This is a genomic window from Maribellus sediminis, assembly GCF_011799805.1.
Lineage (GTDB): Bacteria > Bacteroidota > Bacteroidia > Bacteroidales > Prolixibacteraceae > Draconibacterium > Draconibacterium sediminis_A.
Window position 1 is genome coordinate 418,741 of the sequence record NZ_WXUB01000003.1, and the last position, 21,187, is coordinate 439,927.

The following is a 21,187-nucleotide window of genomic DNA, read 5'->3' on the forward strand; positions in this document are numbered from 1 at the left end:
ATTTTAAAAATGAAAAAATCAATTCTTCTCATTTACCTCCTCTCCTTTTTATTGATTTCCTGTAATTCATCAAGCAAGCAGGAGAAGGCTGAAACGCAAAAACCAAACATTGTCTACATTCTTGCCGACGATCTTGGCTACGGCGATTTAAGTTGTTACGGGCAAACACATTTCAGTACACCAAATATCGACAAACTGGCCAGCGAAGGAATGTTGTTCACACAGCATTACGCAGGAACAACTGTTTGTGCACCTTCACGCTCAGCGCTGATGACCGGCCAGCATACCGGGCACACACCAATTCGAGGCAACAAAGGTTGGGAACCGGAAGGTCAGTGGCCCATTTCAGAGGATGCATTTACGATGGCAGAAATGTTAAAAAATGCAGGTTATGCAACCGGAGCTTTTGGTAAATGGGGATTGGGCTATATCGATACCGAGGGAGATCCAAACAAACAGGGTTTCGATAAGTTTTATGGCTATAACTGTCAGAGTTTGGCACATAATTACTACCCGGGTCATTTATGGGATAACCACGAAAAAATAATACTGAATGAAAACTCTGAGGATAAATTCGGGACCTACGCACCTGACCTGATTCATGCCGAGGCACTTCAGTTTATTGAAGAAAATAAAGACAAGCCTTTCTTCTTGTATTATCCAACCACAATTCCTCATGCAGAATTGTTACTTCCTGAAGAAAATCTGGCAAAATACAGGGGTAAATATGAACCTGAAAAAGTGTATAAGGGAGCTGAACCGGGTGACAATAATTTCCGGTTGGGACGTTATGGTTCACAGCCTGAATCGCATGCAGCTTTTGCCGCGATGGTTGATTACCTCGATGTTCAGGTTGGTGAAATCATTGCCAAACTCAAAGAAGAAGGAATCTACGACAACACCTTGATCATATTTACTTCGGATAACGGGCCACATCTTGAAGGTGGAGCCGATCCCGATTATTTCAACAGCAACGGGCCGCTAAAAGGCTACAAGCGTGATTTATACGAAGGTGGAATTCGCGTTCCGATGATTGCTGTTTGGAATGGAAAGATTGTTGCCGGATCTACCAGCGATCACATTTCAGCTTTTTGGGACGTATTTCCGACTGTAGCTGAACTGAGCGGTAATCCTGCGCCTGAAAATATCGATGGAATCTCATTCCTGCCTACCTTGCTCGGAAAGGAACAGCCCGAGCACGAATACATGTACTGGGAATTTCATGAAATGGGAGGCCGCCAGGCTGTACGAAAAGGCAATTGGAAACTGGTGAAATATAATGTGAGAAATCCGGAAAAAACAAGTGTGGAATTGTATGATTTGAGTACCGATATTGGTGAAGAAAACAACGTTGCAGCCGAACATCCGGAACTGGTAAACGAGCTGCAACAAATTATGGATTCATCGCATACTGAATCGGAAGTCTTTCCATTTCAACAAACGTCAAATTAAAACACCGCTTAAACGATCTGTTTATCATGAGTTTAAAAATCCACAATATTCTTCCTTTTGTTGCACTTTTCCTTGTATTTCAGTCGTGCAAAAGCACTGAAGAGGAAAAAGCAAAGCCCAACGTGCTTTTCATTTTGGCCGATGATTTTGGCTACCACGATATGAGCGTAATGGGAAGTAAATACTATGAAACTCCAAATATCGACAGAATTGCAACCGAAGGGATGATCTTTACCGACGGATATGCCGCCTGCCAGGTTTGCAGTCCTTCCAGGGCAAGTATCATGACAGGTAAGTTTGCGGCGCGACACGGAATTACGGACTGGATTGGTGCAGCCACCGGAGAGAAGTGGAGAAATGCCGGACGTTCAAACCAGTTACTTCCTCCGGAATACAACCATGCATTAAATAAAGATTACATTACCTTGCCGGAAGCGATGAAGGAAGCCGGCTATCGCACTTTCTTTGCCGGGAAATGGCACCTTGGAGAAAAAGGTTCGTGGCCCGAAGATCACGGATTCGACATCAATAAAGGCGGTTGGGATGTTGGCAGCCCCATGGGAGGCTATTTTGCACCCTGGGAAAATCCAAACCTGGAGAGCGGCCCCGATGGCGAAAACCTGAGTATGCGACTTGCCCGGGAAACTGTTGACTTCATAAAAGCAAATAAAGACACGGCATTTTTCGCCTACCTCTCATTTTATGCGGTTCACGGACCGATTCAAACCACGCAGGAGAAGTGGGCAAAATACCGGCAAAAAGCAGAAGAGCAGGGCATTCCTGAAACCGGATTTAAAATGGGGCATTTCCTACCCATTCGCCAGGTGCAGGACAACCCGATTTACGGTGGGCTGGTAGAAACCATGGACGATGCAGTTGGCGTGGTTCTCAAAGCGCTCGACGAAATGGGACTGGCCGAAAACACCATTGTAATTTTTACATCGGATAACGGCGGTGTATCTGCCGGCGATGCATTTGCAACATCCAACCTCCCGCTTCGTGGTGGTAAAGGTTATCAGTTTGAAGGTGGAATTCGAGAACCTTATTTCATAAAAGTTCCGGGAATGGGTAACGGACAAAAATGCGTTACTCCGGTAAGCGGAACCGATTTCTACCCTACCATACTCGATTTGGTTGGAGCTCAGCTAAAACCTGAAGAACATAATGACGGCGTTAGTCTTCTGCCCTTGTTAAAAGGTGAAAACATTGCCGAACGTCCGCTTATCTGGCATTATCCGCACTACGGAAACCAGGGAGGCGAACCGTCTTCGATTATTCGCGAAGGCGACTGGAAACTGATCCACTATTACGAAGACGGTCACGAAGAATTATATAACCTGAAAAACGATATCAGCGAAACCAGTGATCTGGCAGCTGAATTTCAGGATAAAAAAGAGGCACTGAGCAAAAAACTTTTTGCTATGCTCGATGAAATGGGAGCCAGATACCCGGAACGCGACCCGGAATGGACACAGGAAAAAGAGGATGCCCACATGAAAAATGTGATAGAAAAACGCTGGCCTCAATTGGAAAAGCAACGTCTGCAGTTTTTGTCTCCTGACTTCGACCCGGAAAACAATTGGTGGGGCAGCAAGGTAACAAGGGACTAAATTTCAACTGTAAATCAGCTTTGTTTGGAAGCAGCTGTTAGCCAGTTGGTGTCCATTAATTTGGCAGCACCTGAAAACAGTGCAACTACACCGGTGAGTATGCCGACCACACGCTCAACGGACGTTCCCTGCGATATAAACATAAAGGCTACCAATGGGACCAACACCAGCAAAATCAGGTAACGGGTATTTTTCCATTTGCCTTCTTTGCTCAATCGTTGTTCCAGCATGTTGGTTTCTTCCTGATTGACCGAATATTTCAGAAAATACCTGAAACTTGGCGTAAAAATCCCCGGTGAAGGTTCAATGTAAATCAAACCTTTCATTCGCAGCCGGTTGATCAGGAACCGGTTTTTCAGGTTCATCATTCCATCGTCGGCCAGGTCGAATAAAATCAGTTTTTCCATTTGGCTTAAGTTGTTCCAAATGTAGCTGTACTGCAGTTTTAACAGGTGAACATCGGCAAGCAGTTGTTCTTCCGAATCAGCGGCAAATTCACTTCTCTCGTGCAGGTCCTTTAATAGTGCATGTTCATCAATCGATCCGGTAAAACGATAGAATTTACTGAACAGGTATTTCAAGTCGGCTAAATAATTATCGATATGCATTTCTTCTTCCTGCTTAACCTTTTTATCCGAGAGAAGATCATTAAAATACTCTTCAATAAAATCAAGATCATAAGGCATCTCGATAATAATCTTCCGTGTCTCAGTCCGAATCAGATCTTTTAGTTTTGGAAGAATTGTAGCTGCCAGTTTATACTTCAACAGGTATTCATCAAGACCGCTTATCCATATTGTCTTTTTATGTTGAGGCAGGTAGTTAAGTTCATTTAAATCCATTTCCAACAACTCCTGAATTGACAGCTTTAAAATCGAAAATTCTTCCAGCATTCCAGCATATTTCCGGCCATTGAATGCCACCAGTAAAATACGCGAGATATCATCATGATCGGTAATATCAGTCCATTTAGGGCTTGCAGGATATTTCCATTTTGCAATGACGGTTCCCAACACCAATTCGGCCAGATAATAAAAAACAATCCAGGTAAAAAGTATCCACAACAATGCCGGAATTGCAATTAAAACAATGAGTTTGAACACTTTCAGAAAGACTTTACCAAAACTCCGCTTGGCATGAACCTGAACCGCACCTTCAAATCCGGGTGAGGTATAGGTAAGTGTATCCTTGAATTCCCATGTGTTCCTGTTGTTTCGGTTCTGGATCAATGCCATCAGATAATCGTCTCTGGTTAGCGGACTTTTTAGTTCGCGATACCAGCGATCGAAATTCTTGTTTGTAAGATAGTTGTAGGCTTTATCCAGCAAAATATTCACAAATCCGGCTTTGCTGTACTCCGGGGAATAAAGCGTAGTATCCCCGATATGATTTACAAAATAGCCATCAATATCGCTTCCATTCGAAGCCTGTGCCCATTTACTTAATTCGTGCTCGTTGTGATTTTTCAACAACTCAAGATTCGATTGAGCCAAATGAATCATGGCCTCCCTTTTACTCAAAATATGCTCCTGGTTTTTGATGCTGTAATAATAAGTTACCACCGGAATTACAGATAAACCTGTGAGCCAGAAAAACATATAAGTACGATAGGCCTTTCGGGCTGAGAACTTTGCAAAACGTTTTAAAAGTGGCCAGTCCGGTCTTTTAATTTGACCGTGAAAAAATGCGACAAAAGCAATCGAAGTAAAGACGAGCACTATAACAGCTACAGCAATTAATCCCGCCAAACTTGAAAGTGCAAGTACCAGCATCAGCAATGCGATAATACCGGATGATGTCCAAAATGCACTATCGAAACCATCTTTTTTAAACAAGGTATAGGCAAAAACTCCTCCGACAGCGATGAGGATGAGCTGAACGATCAAATTCCCCATTGGCCTGTGAACAAGAACTGAAAGGCTTATTTGTAACAGCAATAAAACCAGCTGTATCAATAACATCCAAATGTATTTTTCTCTTTTTGCGTTTTGATAAATCAGCCATTCAAACGACCAGTTTTTCGATCGCATAAAGGTTTTTGGTGTGCCGAGGTGCTGAATGATCTGCATCCCGATAATAACACTGATAAAAGTGATCAGGATAAAATAGAAGGTAAACAGGTACAGCCGTGTGTTTTTATTGTCGAGGTACTGCAGATCGATGAGCGTAATGTGGTAAAGCGGCAAATCTTTCAAGGGCACAATTTGAGCCAGCCACTGCCTTTCGTTATAGGTGATTCTGGCACGTTCAACAGTTCGGTAATTAATGCTTCCTGCTATGCGCGGGTTATGATTGCTTTCTACCAGAAAATTCTCGTGTAATATTTTGTTCTGGTTAGAGTGATACATAACTTCTCCTTTTTTATCGATAACAATAAAGGCCACATCTTTTGGTAAAATCTGGTCGTAAAGTGATGGCAAGTGTGTCGTAATTGCCATGTATGGAGTCTTTTGATGCAGGAAACTATCAGGATCTGCCAAACGAAACGACACCGCAGTTTCTTTTGATCCCGTGTTGTAAGATTTTATCGATTCGATAAAGAAAGATTCAAATTCGGTGTGATTATCAGTGTTGCAAGCCCAACTCTTTTTGCGGTCTTTTACATTTTTGAAATAATTACGCTGGGAGAGATCGAGCAAAACGAGGTTTGAAAATGCTGTTCGCGTAACTGCTTTTATAGCTTTTCCTTCCTCAGTCATAAAAAGGATCTCGTTAAAAGGAACGGAATCACGGTAAATCTTCTGATCAACCGAATATTTTTTATCGGAAGAAAGATATTTATTAACGGTTCTGTAGCATTTATCCTTATCGTGAACAATCGTTCTTGCCAGTTGAAATACGTGCCCCAGTTCGTTTTCGATATTCGAAGACAGTTTTTGTGATAGTTGCGCGATTCGTGTGTTTTGCTCATTTCTGTCAACCACATAATATTTCATGGTACCAATAAAAAGCAAGGCCAGCAAACTTGTTCCGAGAATAATAGAGACTGTAGTATTGTGGGCATCTTTTACGTTCAATCGCTCTTTTCGGTTGATGAAAACGATTTTCAGAATGGGCATACAAATTAGTAACAGCAGCAGAATACCGGATACAATTGTAAGAAGTTGGTTATTAATAGTTCGGGTCTTCTTTCTGAAGCTGCTGTCAGGAATCATCCCGGCCAGGTAAAAAGTCTCATCCAAAAACTTAATGGGCAGTATCATCACATGGGTTTTCATCCCCTGGATTTCGAGCTCAGTAAAAACACCTCCCTGAGTTTTTTTAAGCGTGTCCTTTTTTAAAGCTTCGAAATCAGAAATGTCGTTGACCACACTTCCATTCGAGTTATTGATCACTTCGTCAGAATCGAGTAAAGCGATATTTTCGAACAACTTATCGAACTTCAGATTTTCCATTAATAGATCGATGGGAACCAGCGCAGATTTATAACTATGAATCAGACTATCATTAATGTGAAGTGAATTTTCAAAACTATTGTTCTTATTTACCGGAAAACCAATATATGCTCCTTCGTCGTTTCTAACGTATGCCACCACCGAAACACTTTCCGTTTTTAGTTCCAAATCCGCTTCAAGGTTACCGATTACATCAGCTATTGAGCTTGAATCTTCTAAATTTGGACCAGTATTGAATGCTGTTGATAAGGAATCCAGTCTGGGCCGTAAAACATAAAATGGATAGTAATTTTTAATGTGCGTAACGTAGTACTCATTTTTCTTGTGCATGTTCTCCGCATATTCCTCTAATATCCGGAATCCACGTTCGGTAACCCGCATCTCCTGCTTTGGGATGTACAACAGAAAGTAGGATGAATACAACAGGATCAGGAGTGCAATCACGATGATCCAGCTGAAATTAAATCTCGATTTCGCTCGTCTTAAGTTCATGAAGCGTCCTTGTTGAATGTGATTTAATGGTGCTCCTATCAACAAAGTTATGACATAAGCATATCAATGTCAATATCTTAAGCCTATTTAGAATATAAGAACAAAGCTTTCAAGGGTATCGCATAAAATTAAAACATGCTGAAAAAAGGTTAAAAAGGAAGCAGAATTATCCTTAATTTAGAGGCTTTAAAACTTAAACCAATTAACATGAAGCGACGAAATTTTATTAAAACCACCGCGGCAAGTGGTGTTGCCATTACGGGCCTGTCGGGCTTAGCCAGCGCAGCCGTGAGCCAATCAGTAGCCACTGAATCGGCCAAATTCCAATTAAAATATGCTCCTCATTTTGGCATGTTTCGTAATAGTTCGGGAAACGATCTCATCGACCAGATTAAATTTATGGCCGACCAGGGATTTACCGCTTTTGAAGATAACGGAATGATGGGGCGTGATGTGCAAACACAGGAAAAGATTGGTGAAACGCTCGAACGCCTGAATATGACCATGGGCGTTTTCGTGGTTGATAAAGGCGGTAACATGGCCAATACACTGGCGGCCGGAAAACAGGAATACATCGACATCTTTCTCGACGGATGTAAACGTGCCGTTGATGTTGCCAAACGTGTAAACGCCAAGTGGATGACCGTAGTTCCCGGTGGATTTGAACGCAGGCTACCGATCGGTATACAGGATGCCAATGTGATAGAGGCATTACGCCGGGGTGCTGAAATCCTTGAACCGCATGGATTGACGATGGTACTGGAACCACTTTCCGATTCTCCGGACCTTTACCTGCAGACTTCTACGCAAACTTATATGATTTGTAAAGCAGTTAACAGTCCGGCATGTAAGATCCTTTACGATGTTTATCACATGCAAAAAACGGAGGGTAACCTGATCACCAACATCGAACGTACCTGGGATGAGATTGCCTATTTCCAGATTGGCGATAATCCGGGAAGAAAAGAACCTACCACCGGCGAAATCAATTACAAAAACGTGTTTAAATTCATTCACGATAAAGGATATACCGGAGTAATGGGAATGGAACACGGAAACTCAATGCCCGGTGAAGAAGGTGAAAAGAAATTAATTGCAGCCTATCGGGAAGTTGATTCGTTTTAAAATGCGGAGTTGGTAATCAACTCTACTATTGGAGAAAAAATATAAGCAAGAATCACTGACCAGATTAAGATTCCGGCCATAAGTATTACAACAAATTTTTTCGTGTTGGTGAAAAATACCAGGCCGAGAAGTACAGAAGTTATTGGTCCCAATAAGCCAGATGTTATGAGCCCCAATCCCCAGGGGCCGTAACGATTGGCAAAGCGTGAAAACTTTCCTTTTTTTCTTGCTATTCTTTTTTCTCCATACAGTTTCATTATCCAGTTTTTGAATGAGTCACCGGCAAAAAACAAGATAAGCACGGTAGTAATTGATCCCAGTGCTGTATATAAACCGGTATAAATGGGAACTAATTTTAGTCCGATTCCCGCGGGAATTCCTTTCCAGATACCAGTTACGCCGGCCAAGTAGACAATTACGAATTTCTCAAGTTCTCCCAATGTTCACCAATTTTATTATTGAGAAGGTTGATGAAAGTATCCTTTCAGGAAACAAAATACCAATTTAAAGAATAAGTTGAAGGTAGAACATTAAAAAAGGTGGCTCCTGTCGGATACCACCTTCTTTTTGCATTTAAGTTTCATTCCTTGGGGTCGTCATTTAATGCTCTTACTCGGGGAAGAATAAGCTCATAAACTTCGGAATATCTTTATTCGCTTCATGGTACAAAGCACAAAAAAATCTAAGTGCAAATGTCAGTACAAAACCATTTTTTTAAGGCTATAAATCGTAAAATAATACAACAAATAGTAAAATTTGATATCAAAAATGGTACGATTTACGATATGCACAACGTTAGTTAAACGATATAAATTTTATATTATACCAAGATTTTTTCCAACTTTAATAAAGGCATCAACCGCTGTATCAATTTGTTCGGTTGTATGTGCAGCTGAAAGCTGAACTCTGATTCTGGCTTTTCCGCGTGGCACTACCGGAAACACAAATCCGATCACATAAACACCTTCTTTTAATAAAGCATCGGCGAATTTTATTGCCAGTGGCTCGTCGTAAATCATTACCGGAACAATCGCCGTGTCGCCTTTTACAATATCAAACCCGGCAGCTTCCATTTTGCTTCTGAACCGAACAGCATTTGCCATTGTTTTTGCGGGAAGTTCGCCCGATGCCGATAAAATATCAATCACTTTCAGCGTGGCTCCAACAGTTGCAGGTGCCAAAGTATTCGAAAACAAATACGGACGTGAGCGTTGGCGCAACATCTCAATGATCTCTTTTCGGCCCGAAGTACAGCCACCATTTCCACCGCCCATTGCTTTTCCAAATGTGGTGGTAATAATATCAATCTTACCCAAAAGTCCGAAATGCTCGGCAGTTCCTCGTCCATGTTTTCCGATATATCCGGTTGCATGCGAATCGTCGACCATAACCATGGCATCGTATTTATCGGCCAGTTCAACAATCTCAGGCAATTTTGCCATATCACCGTCCATCGAGAATACGCCGTCAGTAACAATCAAGCGGTATTTTGTGTCAGCTGCATCTTTCAAACATTGCTCCAGTTCTTCCATGTTTGAGTGCTTATACCGAAAACGTTGAGCCTTACAGAGTCTCACACCGTCGATTATTGAAGCGTGGTTCAATTCGTCGGAAATTATTGCAGAATCAGGGCCAAGCAGTGGCTCAAAAACACCTCCGTTTGCATCGAAGGCAGCTACATACAAAATGGTATCTTCAGTTCCCAGGAACTCAGAAACTTTATCTTCCAGGTTTTTGTGGATTTCCTGGGTTCCGCAAATAAAGCGAACCGATGACAATCCAAAACCCCAGTCGTTCATAATATCCTGAGCAGCCTTAACCACCTCCGGATTATTCGCCAGTCCAAGGTAATTGTTGGCACAAAAATTTAGTACCGATTTACCACCCGAAACACTGATCTCCGAACTTTGAGACGAGGTTATAATCCGTTCGGTTTTATACAAACCCTGCTCTTTTAATTCTTCAAGCGTTTGCTGTAAGTCTTCTTTAATTTTACCGTACATGATCTATTTAATAAATTTTAAATTCTAATACAATTATTGAAAAATTTGCAGTAGGCAACATACAATAGGCAAATTAACTTCTTGGCAAATACTTCTCAGGATTCTCTATCATATGATTAAGTAGTCTCCCGACCTCTTCAGACTTTTCGATAAGAGAATTGTATTCCACCTTTGAAATATACTCACACTTTAAAGCAAAATCGAGCGACACTTGTGTTTCTGTATTTTCTATATCAGAATCACTCATTTTACTGGAAAAATGTTTCGGATACTGACGTTTCCTATAACCTTCACCAATAGCCCTGCATACGGCTCGTGATGATCTTCTGATTTGGTCTGTTAGTTCGTATTTCTCCTGGGCTGGAAATGCTTTTGTTATTTCAAAAATCTCCATTGCAAGATCGAACGCTTTCTTATACACAGTTAATTTTCGAAATCCACTTACCATTGTATCCAATTCTTCAGGCTACACTGCCAACTGCGAATTTGCCAATTGCCTACTTTTTACACTCTTAATTTACAAAGTAACTAAACAAGCAATAAATAAATGGTGATAAATCACAGTTATCGGGAATCCATATTCATTCCTTAATTTTCTTCTATCTTTGCAGCGATTAAAAAATATGATGATGAGCGACAAAAAAGTAAGGGTACGTTTTGCCCCAAGTCCAACCGGACCTTTGCACATGGGAGGCGTAAGAACCGCATTATTTAATTACCTGTTTGCCAAAAAACACAATGGCGAATTTATTCTTCGGATAGAAGATACCGACCAAACACGTTTTGTTCCGGGAGCCGAAGAATATATTATTGAAAGTTTGAATTGGTGCGGATTAACACCTGTTGAAGGACCTGGTATTGGTGGCGAATTCGGACCTTACCGTCAGAGCGAGCGAAAAGACCTGTACAAAAAATACGCCGATCAGCTGATTTCAAGCGGATGGGCTTACTACGCATTCGATACTCCTGAAGAAATCGATGCTCTTCGAAAAGAAGCTGAAGCCAACAAGGAAACTTTTTCTTATGGAATCGGAACGCGCGAGAATCTGAACAACTCATTGAAACTTTCACAAGAAGAGGTTCAGCAAAAACTTACCAGCGGAGAGGCTTATGTTATTCGCTTTAAAATGCCTGAAGACACCGACGTTACCGAAGAGGACCTGATTCGTGGAAGCGTGACATTCAATACAACAAAAAGTCTCGATGATAAAGTACTTTTCAAGTCAGACGGCATGCCGACTTATCACCTCGCCAATGTAGTTGACGATCACCTGATGAAAATCTCGCATGTGATCCGCGGTGAAGAGTGGCTGCCATCGATGCCATTGCATGTTTTGTTATACAAGGCACTGGGCTGGGAAGCTACCAAACCACGTTTTGCCCATTTACCGCTTATTCTGAAACCGGTTGGTAAAGGAAAACTGAGCAAACGTGATGGAGATAAAATGGGCTTTCCTGTTTTTCCATTGAAATGGACCGATCCGCAAACGGGCGACATCTCGCGCGGATACCGCGAGGACGGCTATTTCCCGGAAGCCTTTATCAACCTGCTGGCTTTGCTGGGCTGGAATCCCGGAACCGATAAGGAATTCTTCTCGTTGGAAGAACTGGGTGAATTATTCAGTCTCGAACGCGTAGTGAAATCAGGTTCACGTTTCGATCCTGAAAAAGCAAAGTGGTTTAATAAACACTATTTTCAGGAAAAAACAGTTGATGAACTTGCCTTGTTGTTTAAGCCTGTTTTAAAAGAAAAAGGTGTTGAAGCCGGCGATGAAAAGATTGCGAAAGTGGTTGCAGAGATAAAAGAACGCTGCGAATTTGTATCCGACCTTTGGGATCAAAGTTATTACTTCTTTGAAGCACCTGAAAGCTACGATGAAAAAACGGTTAGTAAGCGCTGGAAAGAAGATACGCCCGGCAAACTCAGCGAAATCTCAGTCTTGTTTGAATCGGTAAGTGATTGGAAAGCAGAAGCAATAAAAGAAGCTTTTTCGGCCTTTATGAATGAAAAAGAATGGGGATTTGGCGTGGTGATGAATCCTTTGCGACTGAGCCTGGTTGGAGGCAATATGGGGCCAGATTTGTTTGTAATCTGCGAATTGCTCGGTAAAGAAGAAACCATAAAACGCATTCAACTGGCAATTGAAAAAATTGGCTAATTCAGCAAAAATCATAAAATAAAAACCCGGCTCAAAAGGCCGGGTTTTTATTTCAATCACTTGTTATCCGTGATTATTTTTTCTTTTTCTTAAGCAGAAAAAAAGCTGCGGCTGCAATTACAACAACAGCAACAACAATAATAATTACGGTTGAATTTCCTCCTGAAGCAGACTCAACAGGAGCCATTGCTTCATCCATGTACGAACTGTCCTGAGCACCAAGATTATCGATGTAAGTTCCCTGATCCTGTGCCATCAGCAAAGTTGGTAATCCCATAAGAAACAGTCCGATCATTGCAATAATTCTCTTCATTTTAATCTTACTTTTTACGTTATTTATTTAATTTCTCTTTTACTTTTTTCAACAAAGGAGCCGCATTCTGGTAGCGGGGATTTATCCCGATCAATTGATTCAGCACATTTAAGCTCGCACTGTAATTTTGCTGATCGAAATATTTTTGAGCTTCGAGCAAATAAAACGGCTCGTATTGCGGATAAATTGCCCTTCCCTTTTCCAGCAATTCATCAAATGCAACATAGTCGCCCTGCGCTAATTTCGAATTGGCCAAATTTACAAATAACCAAACATTATTTGGTTCAACTTCCAGTGCTTTATACAGCAGTTTTTCTCCTTCCTCCCAGTTTCGTTTTTGCAATTCCTGAATCCCCTGAAAATCGTTTTTATCCTCGCGTTTTATTAGTACCACCAGCGGATTCCCTTTGTGGTAGTATGTTTTAAGGATTTTTGCCGATGCCCAATTCTCATGTTTCAGCATCCACGGATGAATGTAATTCACGCCAAAAATTCCATAATCCCAGTCTGCAGAACTGCGTTCGAGATAACGGGTGTATTGAAAATCGATGTTCTGAATTTTTTCAAAATAATTCGTAAGCTGGCAATTCATCGCTACAAGCGCTTCTTCATCGCCAATTTCTTCGATCAGATCGTCGGCTGCATTTTTTATTCCATGGAAATAATAATCGTACTCATAATTGCTCCAGACCTTTTTGTTTCCTCCTGAAACGGCATTGAAATACACATAGTCAACCGGAAAAGTTTTGGCCTGATGTACCAATGGCAACAACATTAAAGCCACAAACACTACAAAGGCAGGCATCGCCAATCTGCGAATTTTTTTCGCCTTAAAAACCTGGTACGCCCCCAACGAAGCCAAAACAACTAAAACCGGCACAACAAACAACATTTGACGAATACCGCTGTACAGGTTCGAACCGATTGCAACAACATAAACCACCGGAAATACTGCTGTAAAAAGAGCGAACAACTCAAAAAAGAGTTGTTCGCCTGCAGGTTTAGTAAACTTATAGGTTAAAAAGGCTAGAAAGTATATAAACCCCAGAAGAAGGAATTCCGGGGAAGATATCAAAAACCATTTAGGCAGATAATTCCAGGGCAGCTGGGAACTCCATACTACCTCACCCTCAAAAATCTGTTTAATACTTACTTTGTAATGCTCCATAACCGAAAGGCTTTCGAGCGGATTGTGAAAAACATTCTGCAAGGCATAGGGCCAGAATAATAGTCCAATGAAGTAGCCGATGGCTGCAACTGCAAGAAACTGGCCCGTTAACCTCACAAAACAAGATTTAGTTGTAACGATATATTTAAGTAAAAAAGGCTTCAAAAGCAGTATCCCGGCAAGTCCTGCTGCCAGGTAGGCAAAAAGAATCAATCCACCGATGCGAACAGAATTGGTAAATGCTATGGCCAATCCCAAATAAACTACTGTCGTCCATTTGGGAGTAGGCATTTCCTTCAAAAACCGAACAATAAACAAGATTCCGGCAATGTATCCGGCTCCAAAAGGAATGTCCTTCAGGTTACCAAATGACTGCCCGAATAATCGCGGCGTTAGCATCAATCCAACTACAACCAACGCAGAAATCCAGTATGATCCGCCGAGTTCTTTTGCGAGCCTTCCGGTAAAAAACAGTAAAAGCCAAAAAAAGAATGCACCTGTAAAATGCCTTGTCAGATACTCATTTTCGATGTAAAAAACACGGTTGATCAAGGCTGTTAAATTGTCGACCGACTGGCCGTAATATTTCAGATTATGAACAGGCGTGTGCAGGCACGAAGCATCTTCGCCTCCCGTAAAATACCAGTTCACCACCTTTTGGGCATGCGGATAATGCAGAAGTTCATCAACATTCACAGCGGCTTTCGGCGCCAGAAACAACAGGATCATGGCTGCAATCGACAGACTGGCAATGAAGGTGTTTCGTGCTGTTAATATGTTCGTTGAACTACTCATTCTTTCTTATCCGATTGAATTTCTTCTGTTTCGTATATGTCTTTAACTATGTATATGGGTCGTTTTTGTACTTCTTTGTAAATCCGAAAAATGTATTCGCCGATCAAACCTAAAAAGGTCAGTTGTACCGATCCGAAAAAGCTGATGGCCAGAAAAGTAGATGACCAGCCAAAGGGTGCCAACCCTGTAAATTTTGAAACCAGGGTATAAATGATAGCCAGAAAAAACACCACCACACCAAGCAGTCCCAGGTACAAACAGGCTTTTATCGGCCATTTTGAAAATGAGTAAACCGCGTCGGCAGCCAAAGCAAACAATTTCTTCCGACTCATTTTTGCACTGCCTTCGGTACGTTCGGGCCGCTCGTATTCCACAAATTCGTGTTTGAATCCGATAAAATTCCGAATTCCGGGGAAGTAGCGGCTGCTTTCAGTAAACTTCAAAATGGCATTTACTGCTTTTCGATTTAATATGCTGAAATTGCCGGCCTGCTCCACCTGATCGCCTTCTGAAACATTTTTGAACACCTTGTGAAACACCCGGATGTAAAAACGCTTGCTGAATTTCTCGCCGCGTTTGCTGCGCACTGCCGAAACCACATCGGCCTGTGTTTCTATAATTTTATTGAATAACGCCGGAATCAGCTCAGGAGGATCCTGAAAATCGCCATCCATGATCACCACGTAATCGCCTGTTGCAAAATCTAAACCCGCTGTTATGGCGGCCTGCAATCCAAAATTTCGTGAGAGTGAAATCACTCCTACATTTTTTCTGTCTTCCCTGGCTTTGAGGAGATTTTGCAGCGTATTGTCAGTGCTTCCATCATCAACACACACGATTTCGAAAGGCATGCAAGTGGTTCTGACATTACTAATCACTTCATCAATCAGACGGGCGACCAGCGAACCTTCGTTAAAAAGCGGTATGATAACGGATAATTTCATTCTCTTTCTTAAGCTTTATGTGCTGTGCCGGGAACAGGAACAGGAAATTCCATGTCAACCGGTCCCATTTCGTATTTATCCGGCCCCAGTCGTTCGGTCGAAGTCATCATTTCTTCCCAGGTCACTTTCTGCCCGGTATAGGCCGCAGTTCTTCCCATAATTGCAGTAAGTGTAGAAACCGCGGTCCGTTCTGCTTCAACTACCGGCTGATTTGTTCTGATCGATGTTACAAGGTGAATATGTTCCTGTACGTACGGAGAAACTTCCAGCGATCCGGTTGAACGTCCGTTCTCGTCTTTTGGATAGTCGTAGGTCCATTTCACCGAACCATCGAAATTGTAAACGGTATTTTTACAGTTGGTGTACCCTTCGGTTCCCATTATCATTTCACCCATTTGGTTGGCACAACCATCAATTTGCCGCGAGAAACTGTGTGACGAAACACCATTTCCGAAATCAAAATCGATGCTGAAAAAATCGTACTGATCTCCGGTCAGCCTGCGTGCACGGCCACCAAAACCAATTGCTTCCTCGGGGTGTTTCCCCATAAACCAGTTTACTATATCAATGTTGTGAACGTGCGTATCGAGAATGTGGTCGCCGCCCAACCAGCAGAAATTGTTCCAGTTGCGAAGCATGTATTCCATATCGCTCCAACCCTCTTCGCGGGTGCGGAACCACACATGCGACTGCATCCAGAATGCTTTGGCCGATTTTAGTTCGCCAATGGCACCGCCGGCTACCTGCTTGTAAGTTTCCAGATAATCAGCACGGTGACGACGCTGAGTTCCGGTAATAATCGTCAACCCCATATTTTCGGCCTTTTTTGAAGTGGCAATGATCCGTCGTGCTCCAACAGGATCAACACAGGCCGGCTTTTCCATAAAAACATGTTTCTTAGCCTGAACAGCAGCATCAAGGTGCTCAGGACGAAAATGTGGAGGCGTTGCCAGGATAACGATATCAACATCCATATCCAGCACTTTTTTATAAGCATCGAATCCCCAGAAACAATTCTTTTCGGGCACTTCAACGCGCTGTTTTAGCAGCTTATCGCGAGAGTCCCAAACTTTGTCTTCAAAAACATCGGCCAGTGCAACCAAATGCAAATCGTGACCTGCTGCCAAAAAATTCAGCGCGGCACCCGTACCACGGTTACCACAACCGATCAGTCCGGCTTTTAATGCTTTTCCGTCAGGAGCTATATCCAGCACCGGCGGAAAATCGTAATCAACTTCTTTCGTACTTTTCGAACAGGAGGAAAGTGCACTCACTCCAATAACACCGGCAGCTCCAAGCAAAGCCGATTTTTCGAGAAAATTCCTTCGTGATAGTTGATTCTTATCCATTGTGCTTAATTTTTGTTTTCGTCTTTGTTAAAATCTTCGGGATGGTATTCACAAACTACCCTGAATCCAACACTCTTAGTATCAGAATACCACCAGATACTCTTTGGAATTTGAGGATCGGTTACCAGCCAGTCAGTTGTTCGGGTAAAATCGCGCCGGGCTATCCTCAGGTCTTTGGGTGTATTTCTGAACGAACCTCCGCGGACTACGTGTTCCATCCCGCTGCGAGGTCCCCTGGGATTCAGGACGGTGCCTTTCGGATATTTCCCGTAAACCTGTGGATCGTAATAATCAGCACAGAATTCGGCCACGTTTCCCAACATATTTTTTAATCCAAACGGATTGGGCAGAACTGCATCGGGCTGCTGCGTTTTATCCGGGCTGTTCCCATTACTGATCACGTACTGATCAAAAACCTCGGTGTTGGTTCCAAAAATCTTTTTTATAAAGCCATCGGCTTCAAAATCTTTTGGCGAACCTTCAAAAAAGTAGGACATTTCAGTACCTCCCCGGGCAGCATACTCCCACTCTGCTTCTGTAGGTAATCTATAATTTCTTCCGGTAACCTGGCTCAACCAACGACAGTAGGTTTCCGCTGCATGATGACTCATGGTAATGGCAGGCCGATTGCCTTTTCCCCAACCCTGATCAGGCGCGCCCCATGGAGGAGTAGCGCCGCTTATTCCGTCGGTTTCCTCATCCACTTCAACGGCTTCTTTACGACCCTGCGAGCCAGTGGCGGTAAAAAACGCCAGGTATTCGTCCCAGCTTACTTCTATTTCCGCCATCCAGAAATTATCCACTTTCACCTCACGAACCGGTCCTTCGTCGGATCTTCGGTATGGCTCGTCAGCAGGACTTCCCATTTTAAAAGTTCCACCCGGAATTGCTATCATTTTAAATGACACAGCAGTTCCCGGAATCTTCTCTTCAAAGGTTTCGAAAGACTGAACCTGTGTCAATTCATTGTAAATTTCTTTGGATGCCACAAGATCATCTTCACTGGCGAAAGTATTTTCCTCTCCGCGCCAGTGCCCAACATTATGGTGGCATTGAATACATGAATTACCTTCCGGATCACGTAAATATTTTATGTGTTGTTCACTTCCTTTCGCACTTAATGTAGACGGAAACATATTTGTGTGACATTTGATACAGCCATCTTCATAAACAAATCGTTGCGCAGCCTCGGTCGAACGCTTGGCAGCCCAATCAATTTCTTCAATATCCATTGTCACGTATGCATACAAATCGTGAAAACCATGATAAGCTTTTCGGGTGAGAAAATGTGCTGTTTGATCCTCGGGAGGCAGATGACAGTCAACACATTTCACCGATACTCCGCTCGGTGTATTGTGATGCGGTGAAAGTCGCCAGCTAGCTTCTGCGTGTGGATGTACATGGCATGAAGCACAAAATTCATTGCTTGAAGTATAATCAACCGTTTTGTTGAAAAGTAAAAGAAAGAGAATCACACTGAGGCCTCCGGTAATGAAAAGGAGGTAATGTGTTCTTTTGATCGTTCTATTGGTCATCCCAGAATCAATTTGAAGTGCAAGTATACGCGCGCGCCATTAGCTGTCTATTAACAGCCCTACAAACCCAATCTTATCATCGTCTTAATTTACTCTTAATTTTTTCTGTAAGTAATTGACTAAAAACTGATTTTGAAAATCAAATATTTTTTGAAAAATCTTTCTACACAAAAACAAATTAATATATTTGGAGTCAGAATAAGCAGAAATTAAGGCTTAATTTCAATTCATCTGTGGGTATAGTGAGTAGTAAATTTTGGTATAAATGTATCGTTTCAACCCTTCTGATCCTGGTATCAGGCATAATTTGTCGTGCCAATGATTTTTCAGAAAACACCTTTTTGGTTGCCAGTATTTCACCTTCAGACTATAACAATACAAAACTTTGGGAATTCATTGGAGAAAACAACTGGGTTGCACTCGAATTTATTCTTGACAGTACTGAAAATAATGCGGTAATTCGAAACAGCACTATTCAGCTTACTGAGGTACTTGAAAAAATAGCGAGTCTGGCCGATGCTGATGAATCGAAAATTATTCCGGTTTTCGTCAATTTTAGAGGAGATATCCACCTACTCGACTCGATTATTACAGCTTCGCCAGTTTCAAGTAAAATATTTTACTTACCACAGGGCGAAACCTGGCCATCCACCGAATACCTGATTCAGGCTAACCGAAGAATCATTTTTTTTGTTGAAGGTGAAATTGAAAATGAAAGTCGGATTTTTCATCGCGTTGATGATTATGCCCTTCAAATCTCTGCCAGCCGTTTCACCCCCAACTCTGTCATGCTTAGTAATGAATCAAAAATCAATAAAGAGCTCTTCAAGATTAACGATTTTCAGAGGCTACCAACCGGATCAGTTTCCGAGCGACTCGGTAAAAATATGATTCAGGACTATGTGAACTTTCTGCTCGAAAGCTGGAGAAAATATGGTAAGAAACCCAATTTTATAGGAGTGGGGAATACTATTCTCAGTTTCAATTTTATTGTCGACCAGTTAAATTCCTTTAACTCGATCAAGGGCCAGGTGAGAACCACCGGAAAAAACCTGGAACGGGTTTACTGGAAAAATCCCGACATTCTTGTTTCCGGTGGCAAATTTAGTTTTCCTGTCAGGGGAGGTGAAGAGGTTATTTTGTCGCCATTCGCCCCTGGCTACGAAATGTCTCCCGCTCAACTGATTATTACTGCCGAAATGATCCTGCAGGATAATTATGCCGTTCTCGCTACCCCTATGGATCTCAGTGAGGGATTAACCGCTTCCTTTCAGTTCGACGGATCAATTACGAACATGCTTCACCCAACTGCAACTTACCAGGGTGAAAAGTACTCCTTCACAGAAGACATTGACCGGGGAACGGTTTTAAAACTCCCGGAAAATGCCAACGTTCTGCTCGGTAATCCGGAACAATACGGCCTGCCAAACAGCAGTTTTACAGTGAGTTGTTTTGTAAAATTTACCGATATCCTGGAGTTTGGCGATAACGCTATTTTAGGAAACAGTGAAACCGGATACCGTAGAGGTATGCACCTGATCCTTCGTTCGGGACACCCTTATTTTGGATTGTGGTCGAACGATTATATTTCGGAAGAAGTACTGGACAACAACACCTGGTACCATCTTACCTGGCGTTACATCATCGAAACAGGTCAGCAAGCCATTTTTCTGAATGGACAATATGTTGGCGGATCTGACGGTCATCCGCCGTATTCAGGAACCAGCGACTTGCATATTGGAAGTGCACTGTCGCAGGGAGCCAGTTTGCGAGGATATATCGATAATCTGAATATCTGGAACCGTCCGCTGGGAATCGAAGAGATCAACCGGCTTTCAATCGACGAAGAAATTAACCTCCAAAAAGATGCAGCTGATAAACTCCCGGTGCCCCGCGAGTTGTTGATTGTAGCCATAGTTGTGATCACCCTTTTTATTGCCGTTCTTCTGTTCATTCTGGTTTTCAGGTTAATCAGGTTCAATAAACAAACTGTGAATAAAGTGTTGCCAAGCATTCCAAATAAAAATCAAATACAGCTATTTGGTGAATTTAAGGCCATTAATTCAAAAGGTGAGGACGTTTCTGCCTCGTTCACACCTAAAGTGCGCGAATTGCTTATTTTCTGCATTTTACATCACCTCCGAAACAACAGCACCGGAGCGTCGATCAGCCATATAGATGAAACACTTTGGGAAGGCATTCCGGCACGGAAAGTAGCTAACAACCGTGCGGTTACGCTAAATAAGCTCCGAAGGCTACTTGTTGAGTTCGACAAGATTGATTTGATTTCGAATCGGGGTTACCTCATTTTCAAAGCCGAAGGATCGTTCTTCTGTGATTATATCCAGGCTTTTCAGCTTTGTCAGATCAGGGAAGGAATGTCGCGCGATCAACTGGAGTCTTTTTTCCACCTTGTAAAAGTCGGCAGTCTTTTAAAAGGAACCGACTGGCCCTGGCTAGATGAAATCCGTGGTTATATAGGGAACCAGGTGATCGACAACCTGTTGAAACTGGCGGCTGATTATCAGAAAGAGAAAAGGACACAGGACGTTGAACATGTTGCCCAACGTATTCTTGATTATGATGATTTAAACGAAGAAGCCGTTTATTTGCAGATCTGGGCACAACAAAAAACCGGAAATACTCACCTGGCAAAATTTCATTTCGAATCGTTCTGCACCAGGTACGAGAAAAGCATGGGAACTAAATACCAGATGAGCTTCACCGAATTTTCGAGGCATTTTGCTGAAAACACCTGATCCACGTTTCCTTATTAATACGATTTTTTTGGTTTTGCCTGACAACTAAAAAAGGCCTACTTTTGCCATCAATTAAAAGCAGAAAACA

Annotated in this window: 14 protein-coding genes; 5 read left to right on the forward strand and 9 right to left on the reverse strand. The window is 42.3% G+C overall.

Features of this window, described 5'->3' with window-relative positions; all coding sequences use genetic code 11:
• Positions 1 to 9: 9 nt before the first annotated feature.
• Together HFD85_RS13675 and HFD85_RS13680 are read left to right on the forward strand one after the other, a co-directional pair.
• Positions 10 to 1,452 carry an arylsulfatase gene (locus HFD85_RS13675; RefSeq protein WP_167610751.1) on the forward strand — a complete coding sequence of 481 codons (1,443 nt, stop codon included), beginning with the start codon at positions 10 to 12 and terminating at the stop codon, positions 1,450 to 1,452.
• A gap of 26 nt (positions 1,453 to 1,478) precedes the next feature.
• A complete protein-coding gene (locus tag HFD85_RS13680; RefSeq protein WP_167610754.1) occupies positions 1,479 to 3,062 on the forward strand; it encodes a sulfatase in 1,584 nt (527 codons plus the stop codon).
• A 14-nt stretch (positions 3,063 to 3,076) separates the two neighbouring features.
• Here HFD85_RS13680 and HFD85_RS13685 read toward each other — a convergent pair whose 3' ends face one another.
• Complete coding sequence (locus tag HFD85_RS13685) at positions 3,077 to 6,949, reverse strand: cache domain-containing protein (protein ID WP_167610757.1); 3,873 nt, start codon at positions 6,947 to 6,949, stop codon at positions 3,077 to 3,079.
• A 207-nt stretch (positions 6,950 to 7,156) separates the two neighbouring features.
• Here HFD85_RS13685 and HFD85_RS13690 point away from each other — a divergent pair, with 207 nt between their 5' ends.
• Entirely contained in the window at positions 7,157 to 8,074 is a 918-nt protein-coding gene (locus HFD85_RS13690) for a hydroxypyruvate isomerase family protein (protein ID WP_167610760.1), read from the forward strand.
• On the opposite strand, the gene HFD85_RS13695 is transcribed toward HFD85_RS13690, so the two are convergent.
• The 3 genes from HFD85_RS13695 to HFD85_RS13705 form a co-directional block, all read right to left on the reverse strand.
• Entirely contained in the window at positions 8,071 to 8,514 is a 444-nt protein-coding gene (locus HFD85_RS13695) for a hypothetical protein (RefSeq protein ID WP_167610763.1), read from the reverse strand. The two genes, HFD85_RS13690 and HFD85_RS13695, sit on opposite strands and share 4 nt — an antisense overlap.
• A gap of 375 nt (positions 8,515 to 8,889) precedes the next feature.
• Positions 8,890 to 10,077, reverse strand: coding sequence for a glycine C-acetyltransferase (locus HFD85_RS13700; RefSeq protein ID WP_167610766.1), 1,188 nt, complete (start codon positions 10,075 to 10,077; stop codon positions 8,890 to 8,892).
• A 73-nt stretch (positions 10,078 to 10,150) separates the two neighbouring features.
• On the reverse strand, positions 10,151 to 10,525 hold the full coding sequence (locus HFD85_RS13705) for a four helix bundle protein (RefSeq protein ID WP_167610769.1): 375 nt from the start codon (positions 10,523 to 10,525) through the stop codon (positions 10,151 to 10,153).
• Between the two features lie 181 nt (positions 10,526 to 10,706).
• On the opposite strand from HFD85_RS13705, the gene gltX reads away from it, so the two are divergent.
• The gene (gene gltX, locus HFD85_RS13710; RefSeq protein WP_240925050.1) at positions 10,707 to 12,236 is read left to right on the forward strand and encodes a glutamate--tRNA ligase; all 1,530 of its coding nucleotides are present in this window, start codon (positions 10,707 to 10,709) and stop codon (positions 12,234 to 12,236) included.
• A 73-nt stretch (positions 12,237 to 12,309) separates the two neighbouring features.
• Here the strand turns inward: gltX and HFD85_RS13715 are convergent, their stop codons facing one another.
• From HFD85_RS13715 to HFD85_RS13735, 5 genes are read right to left on the reverse strand one after another with little or no spacing between them, the layout of a single operon-like run.
• Positions 12,310 to 12,549: an LPXTG cell wall anchor domain-containing protein gene (locus HFD85_RS13715; RefSeq protein ID WP_167610772.1), complete on the reverse strand. Its 240-nt coding sequence runs from the start codon at positions 12,547 to 12,549 to the stop codon at positions 12,310 to 12,312.
• A gap of 19 nt (positions 12,550 to 12,568) precedes the next feature.
• Complete coding sequence (locus HFD85_RS13720) at positions 12,569 to 14,512, reverse strand: tetratricopeptide repeat protein (protein WP_167610776.1); 1,944 nt, start codon at positions 14,510 to 14,512, stop codon at positions 12,569 to 12,571.
• Positions 14,509 to 15,456 (reverse strand): glycosyltransferase family 2 protein, encoded by a 948-nt coding sequence (locus HFD85_RS13725; protein WP_167610779.1) that lies wholly within the window; start codon positions 15,454 to 15,456, stop codon positions 14,509 to 14,511. The genes HFD85_RS13720 and HFD85_RS13725 overlap by 4 nt, the downstream gene beginning before the upstream one ends.
• An 8-nt stretch (positions 15,457 to 15,464) precedes the next feature.
• A complete protein-coding gene (locus HFD85_RS13730) occupies positions 15,465 to 16,805 on the reverse strand; it encodes a Gfo/Idh/MocA family protein (protein ID WP_167610782.1) in 1,341 nt (446 codons plus the stop codon).
• Positions 16,806 to 16,810: 5 nt separating this feature from the next.
• Positions 16,811 to 18,340 (reverse strand): SUMF1/EgtB/PvdO family nonheme iron enzyme, encoded by a 1,530-nt coding sequence (locus HFD85_RS13735; RefSeq protein ID WP_167610785.1) that lies wholly within the window; start codon positions 18,338 to 18,340, stop codon positions 16,811 to 16,813.
• Positions 18,341 to 18,582: 242 nt separating this feature from the next.
• On the opposite strand from HFD85_RS13735, the gene HFD85_RS13740 reads away from it, so the two are divergent.
• On the forward strand, positions 18,583 to 21,099 hold the full coding sequence (locus HFD85_RS13740) for a LamG-like jellyroll fold domain-containing protein (protein WP_167610788.1): 2,517 nt from the start codon (positions 18,583 to 18,585) through the stop codon (positions 21,097 to 21,099).
• Positions 21,100 to 21,187: the final 88 nt, after the last annotated feature.

Excerpts from the sequence above, each read along its gene's own strand:
- HFD85_RS13715 (WP_167610772.1), bottom strand. The coding sequence starts at position 12,549 with ATGAAGAGAATTATTGCAATGATCGGACTGTTTCTTATGGGATTACCA.
- HFD85_RS13705 (WP_167610769.1), bottom strand. The coding sequence starts at position 10,525 with ATGGTAAGTGGATTTCGAAAATTAACTGTGTATAAGAAAGCGTTCGAT.
- HFD85_RS13700 (WP_167610766.1), bottom strand. The coding sequence starts at position 10,077 with ATGTACGGTAAAATTAAAGAAGACTTACAGCAAACGCTTGAAGAATTA.
- HFD85_RS13690 (WP_167610760.1), top strand. The coding sequence starts at position 7,157 with ATGAAGCGACGAAATTTTATTAAAACCACCGCGGCAAGTGGTGTTGCC.
- HFD85_RS13675 (WP_167610751.1), top strand. The coding sequence starts at position 10 with ATGAAAAAATCAATTCTTCTCATTTACCTCCTCTCCTTTTTATTGATT.
- HFD85_RS13720 (WP_167610776.1), bottom strand. The coding sequence starts at position 14,512 with ATGAGTAGTTCAACGAACATATTAACAGCACGAAACACCTTCATTGCC.
- HFD85_RS13735 (WP_167610785.1), bottom strand. The coding sequence starts at position 18,340 with ATGACCAATAGAACGATCAAAAGAACACATTACCTCCTTTTCATTACC.
- HFD85_RS13725 (WP_167610779.1), bottom strand. The coding sequence starts at position 15,456 with ATGAAATTATCCGTTATCATACCGCTTTTTAACGAAGGTTCGCTGGTC.
- gltX (WP_240925050.1), top strand. The coding sequence starts at position 10,707 with ATGAGCGACAAAAAAGTAAGGGTACGTTTTGCCCCAAGTCCAACCGGA.
- HFD85_RS13680 (WP_167610754.1), top strand. The coding sequence starts at position 1,479 with ATGAGTTTAAAAATCCACAATATTCTTCCTTTTGTTGCACTTTTCCTT.
- HFD85_RS13730 (WP_167610782.1), bottom strand. The coding sequence starts at position 16,805 with ATGGATAAGAATCAACTATCACGAAGGAATTTTCTCGAAAAATCGGCT.
- HFD85_RS13685 (WP_167610757.1), bottom strand. The coding sequence starts at position 6,949 with ATGAACTTAAGACGAGCGAAATCGAGATTTAATTTCAGCTGGATCATC.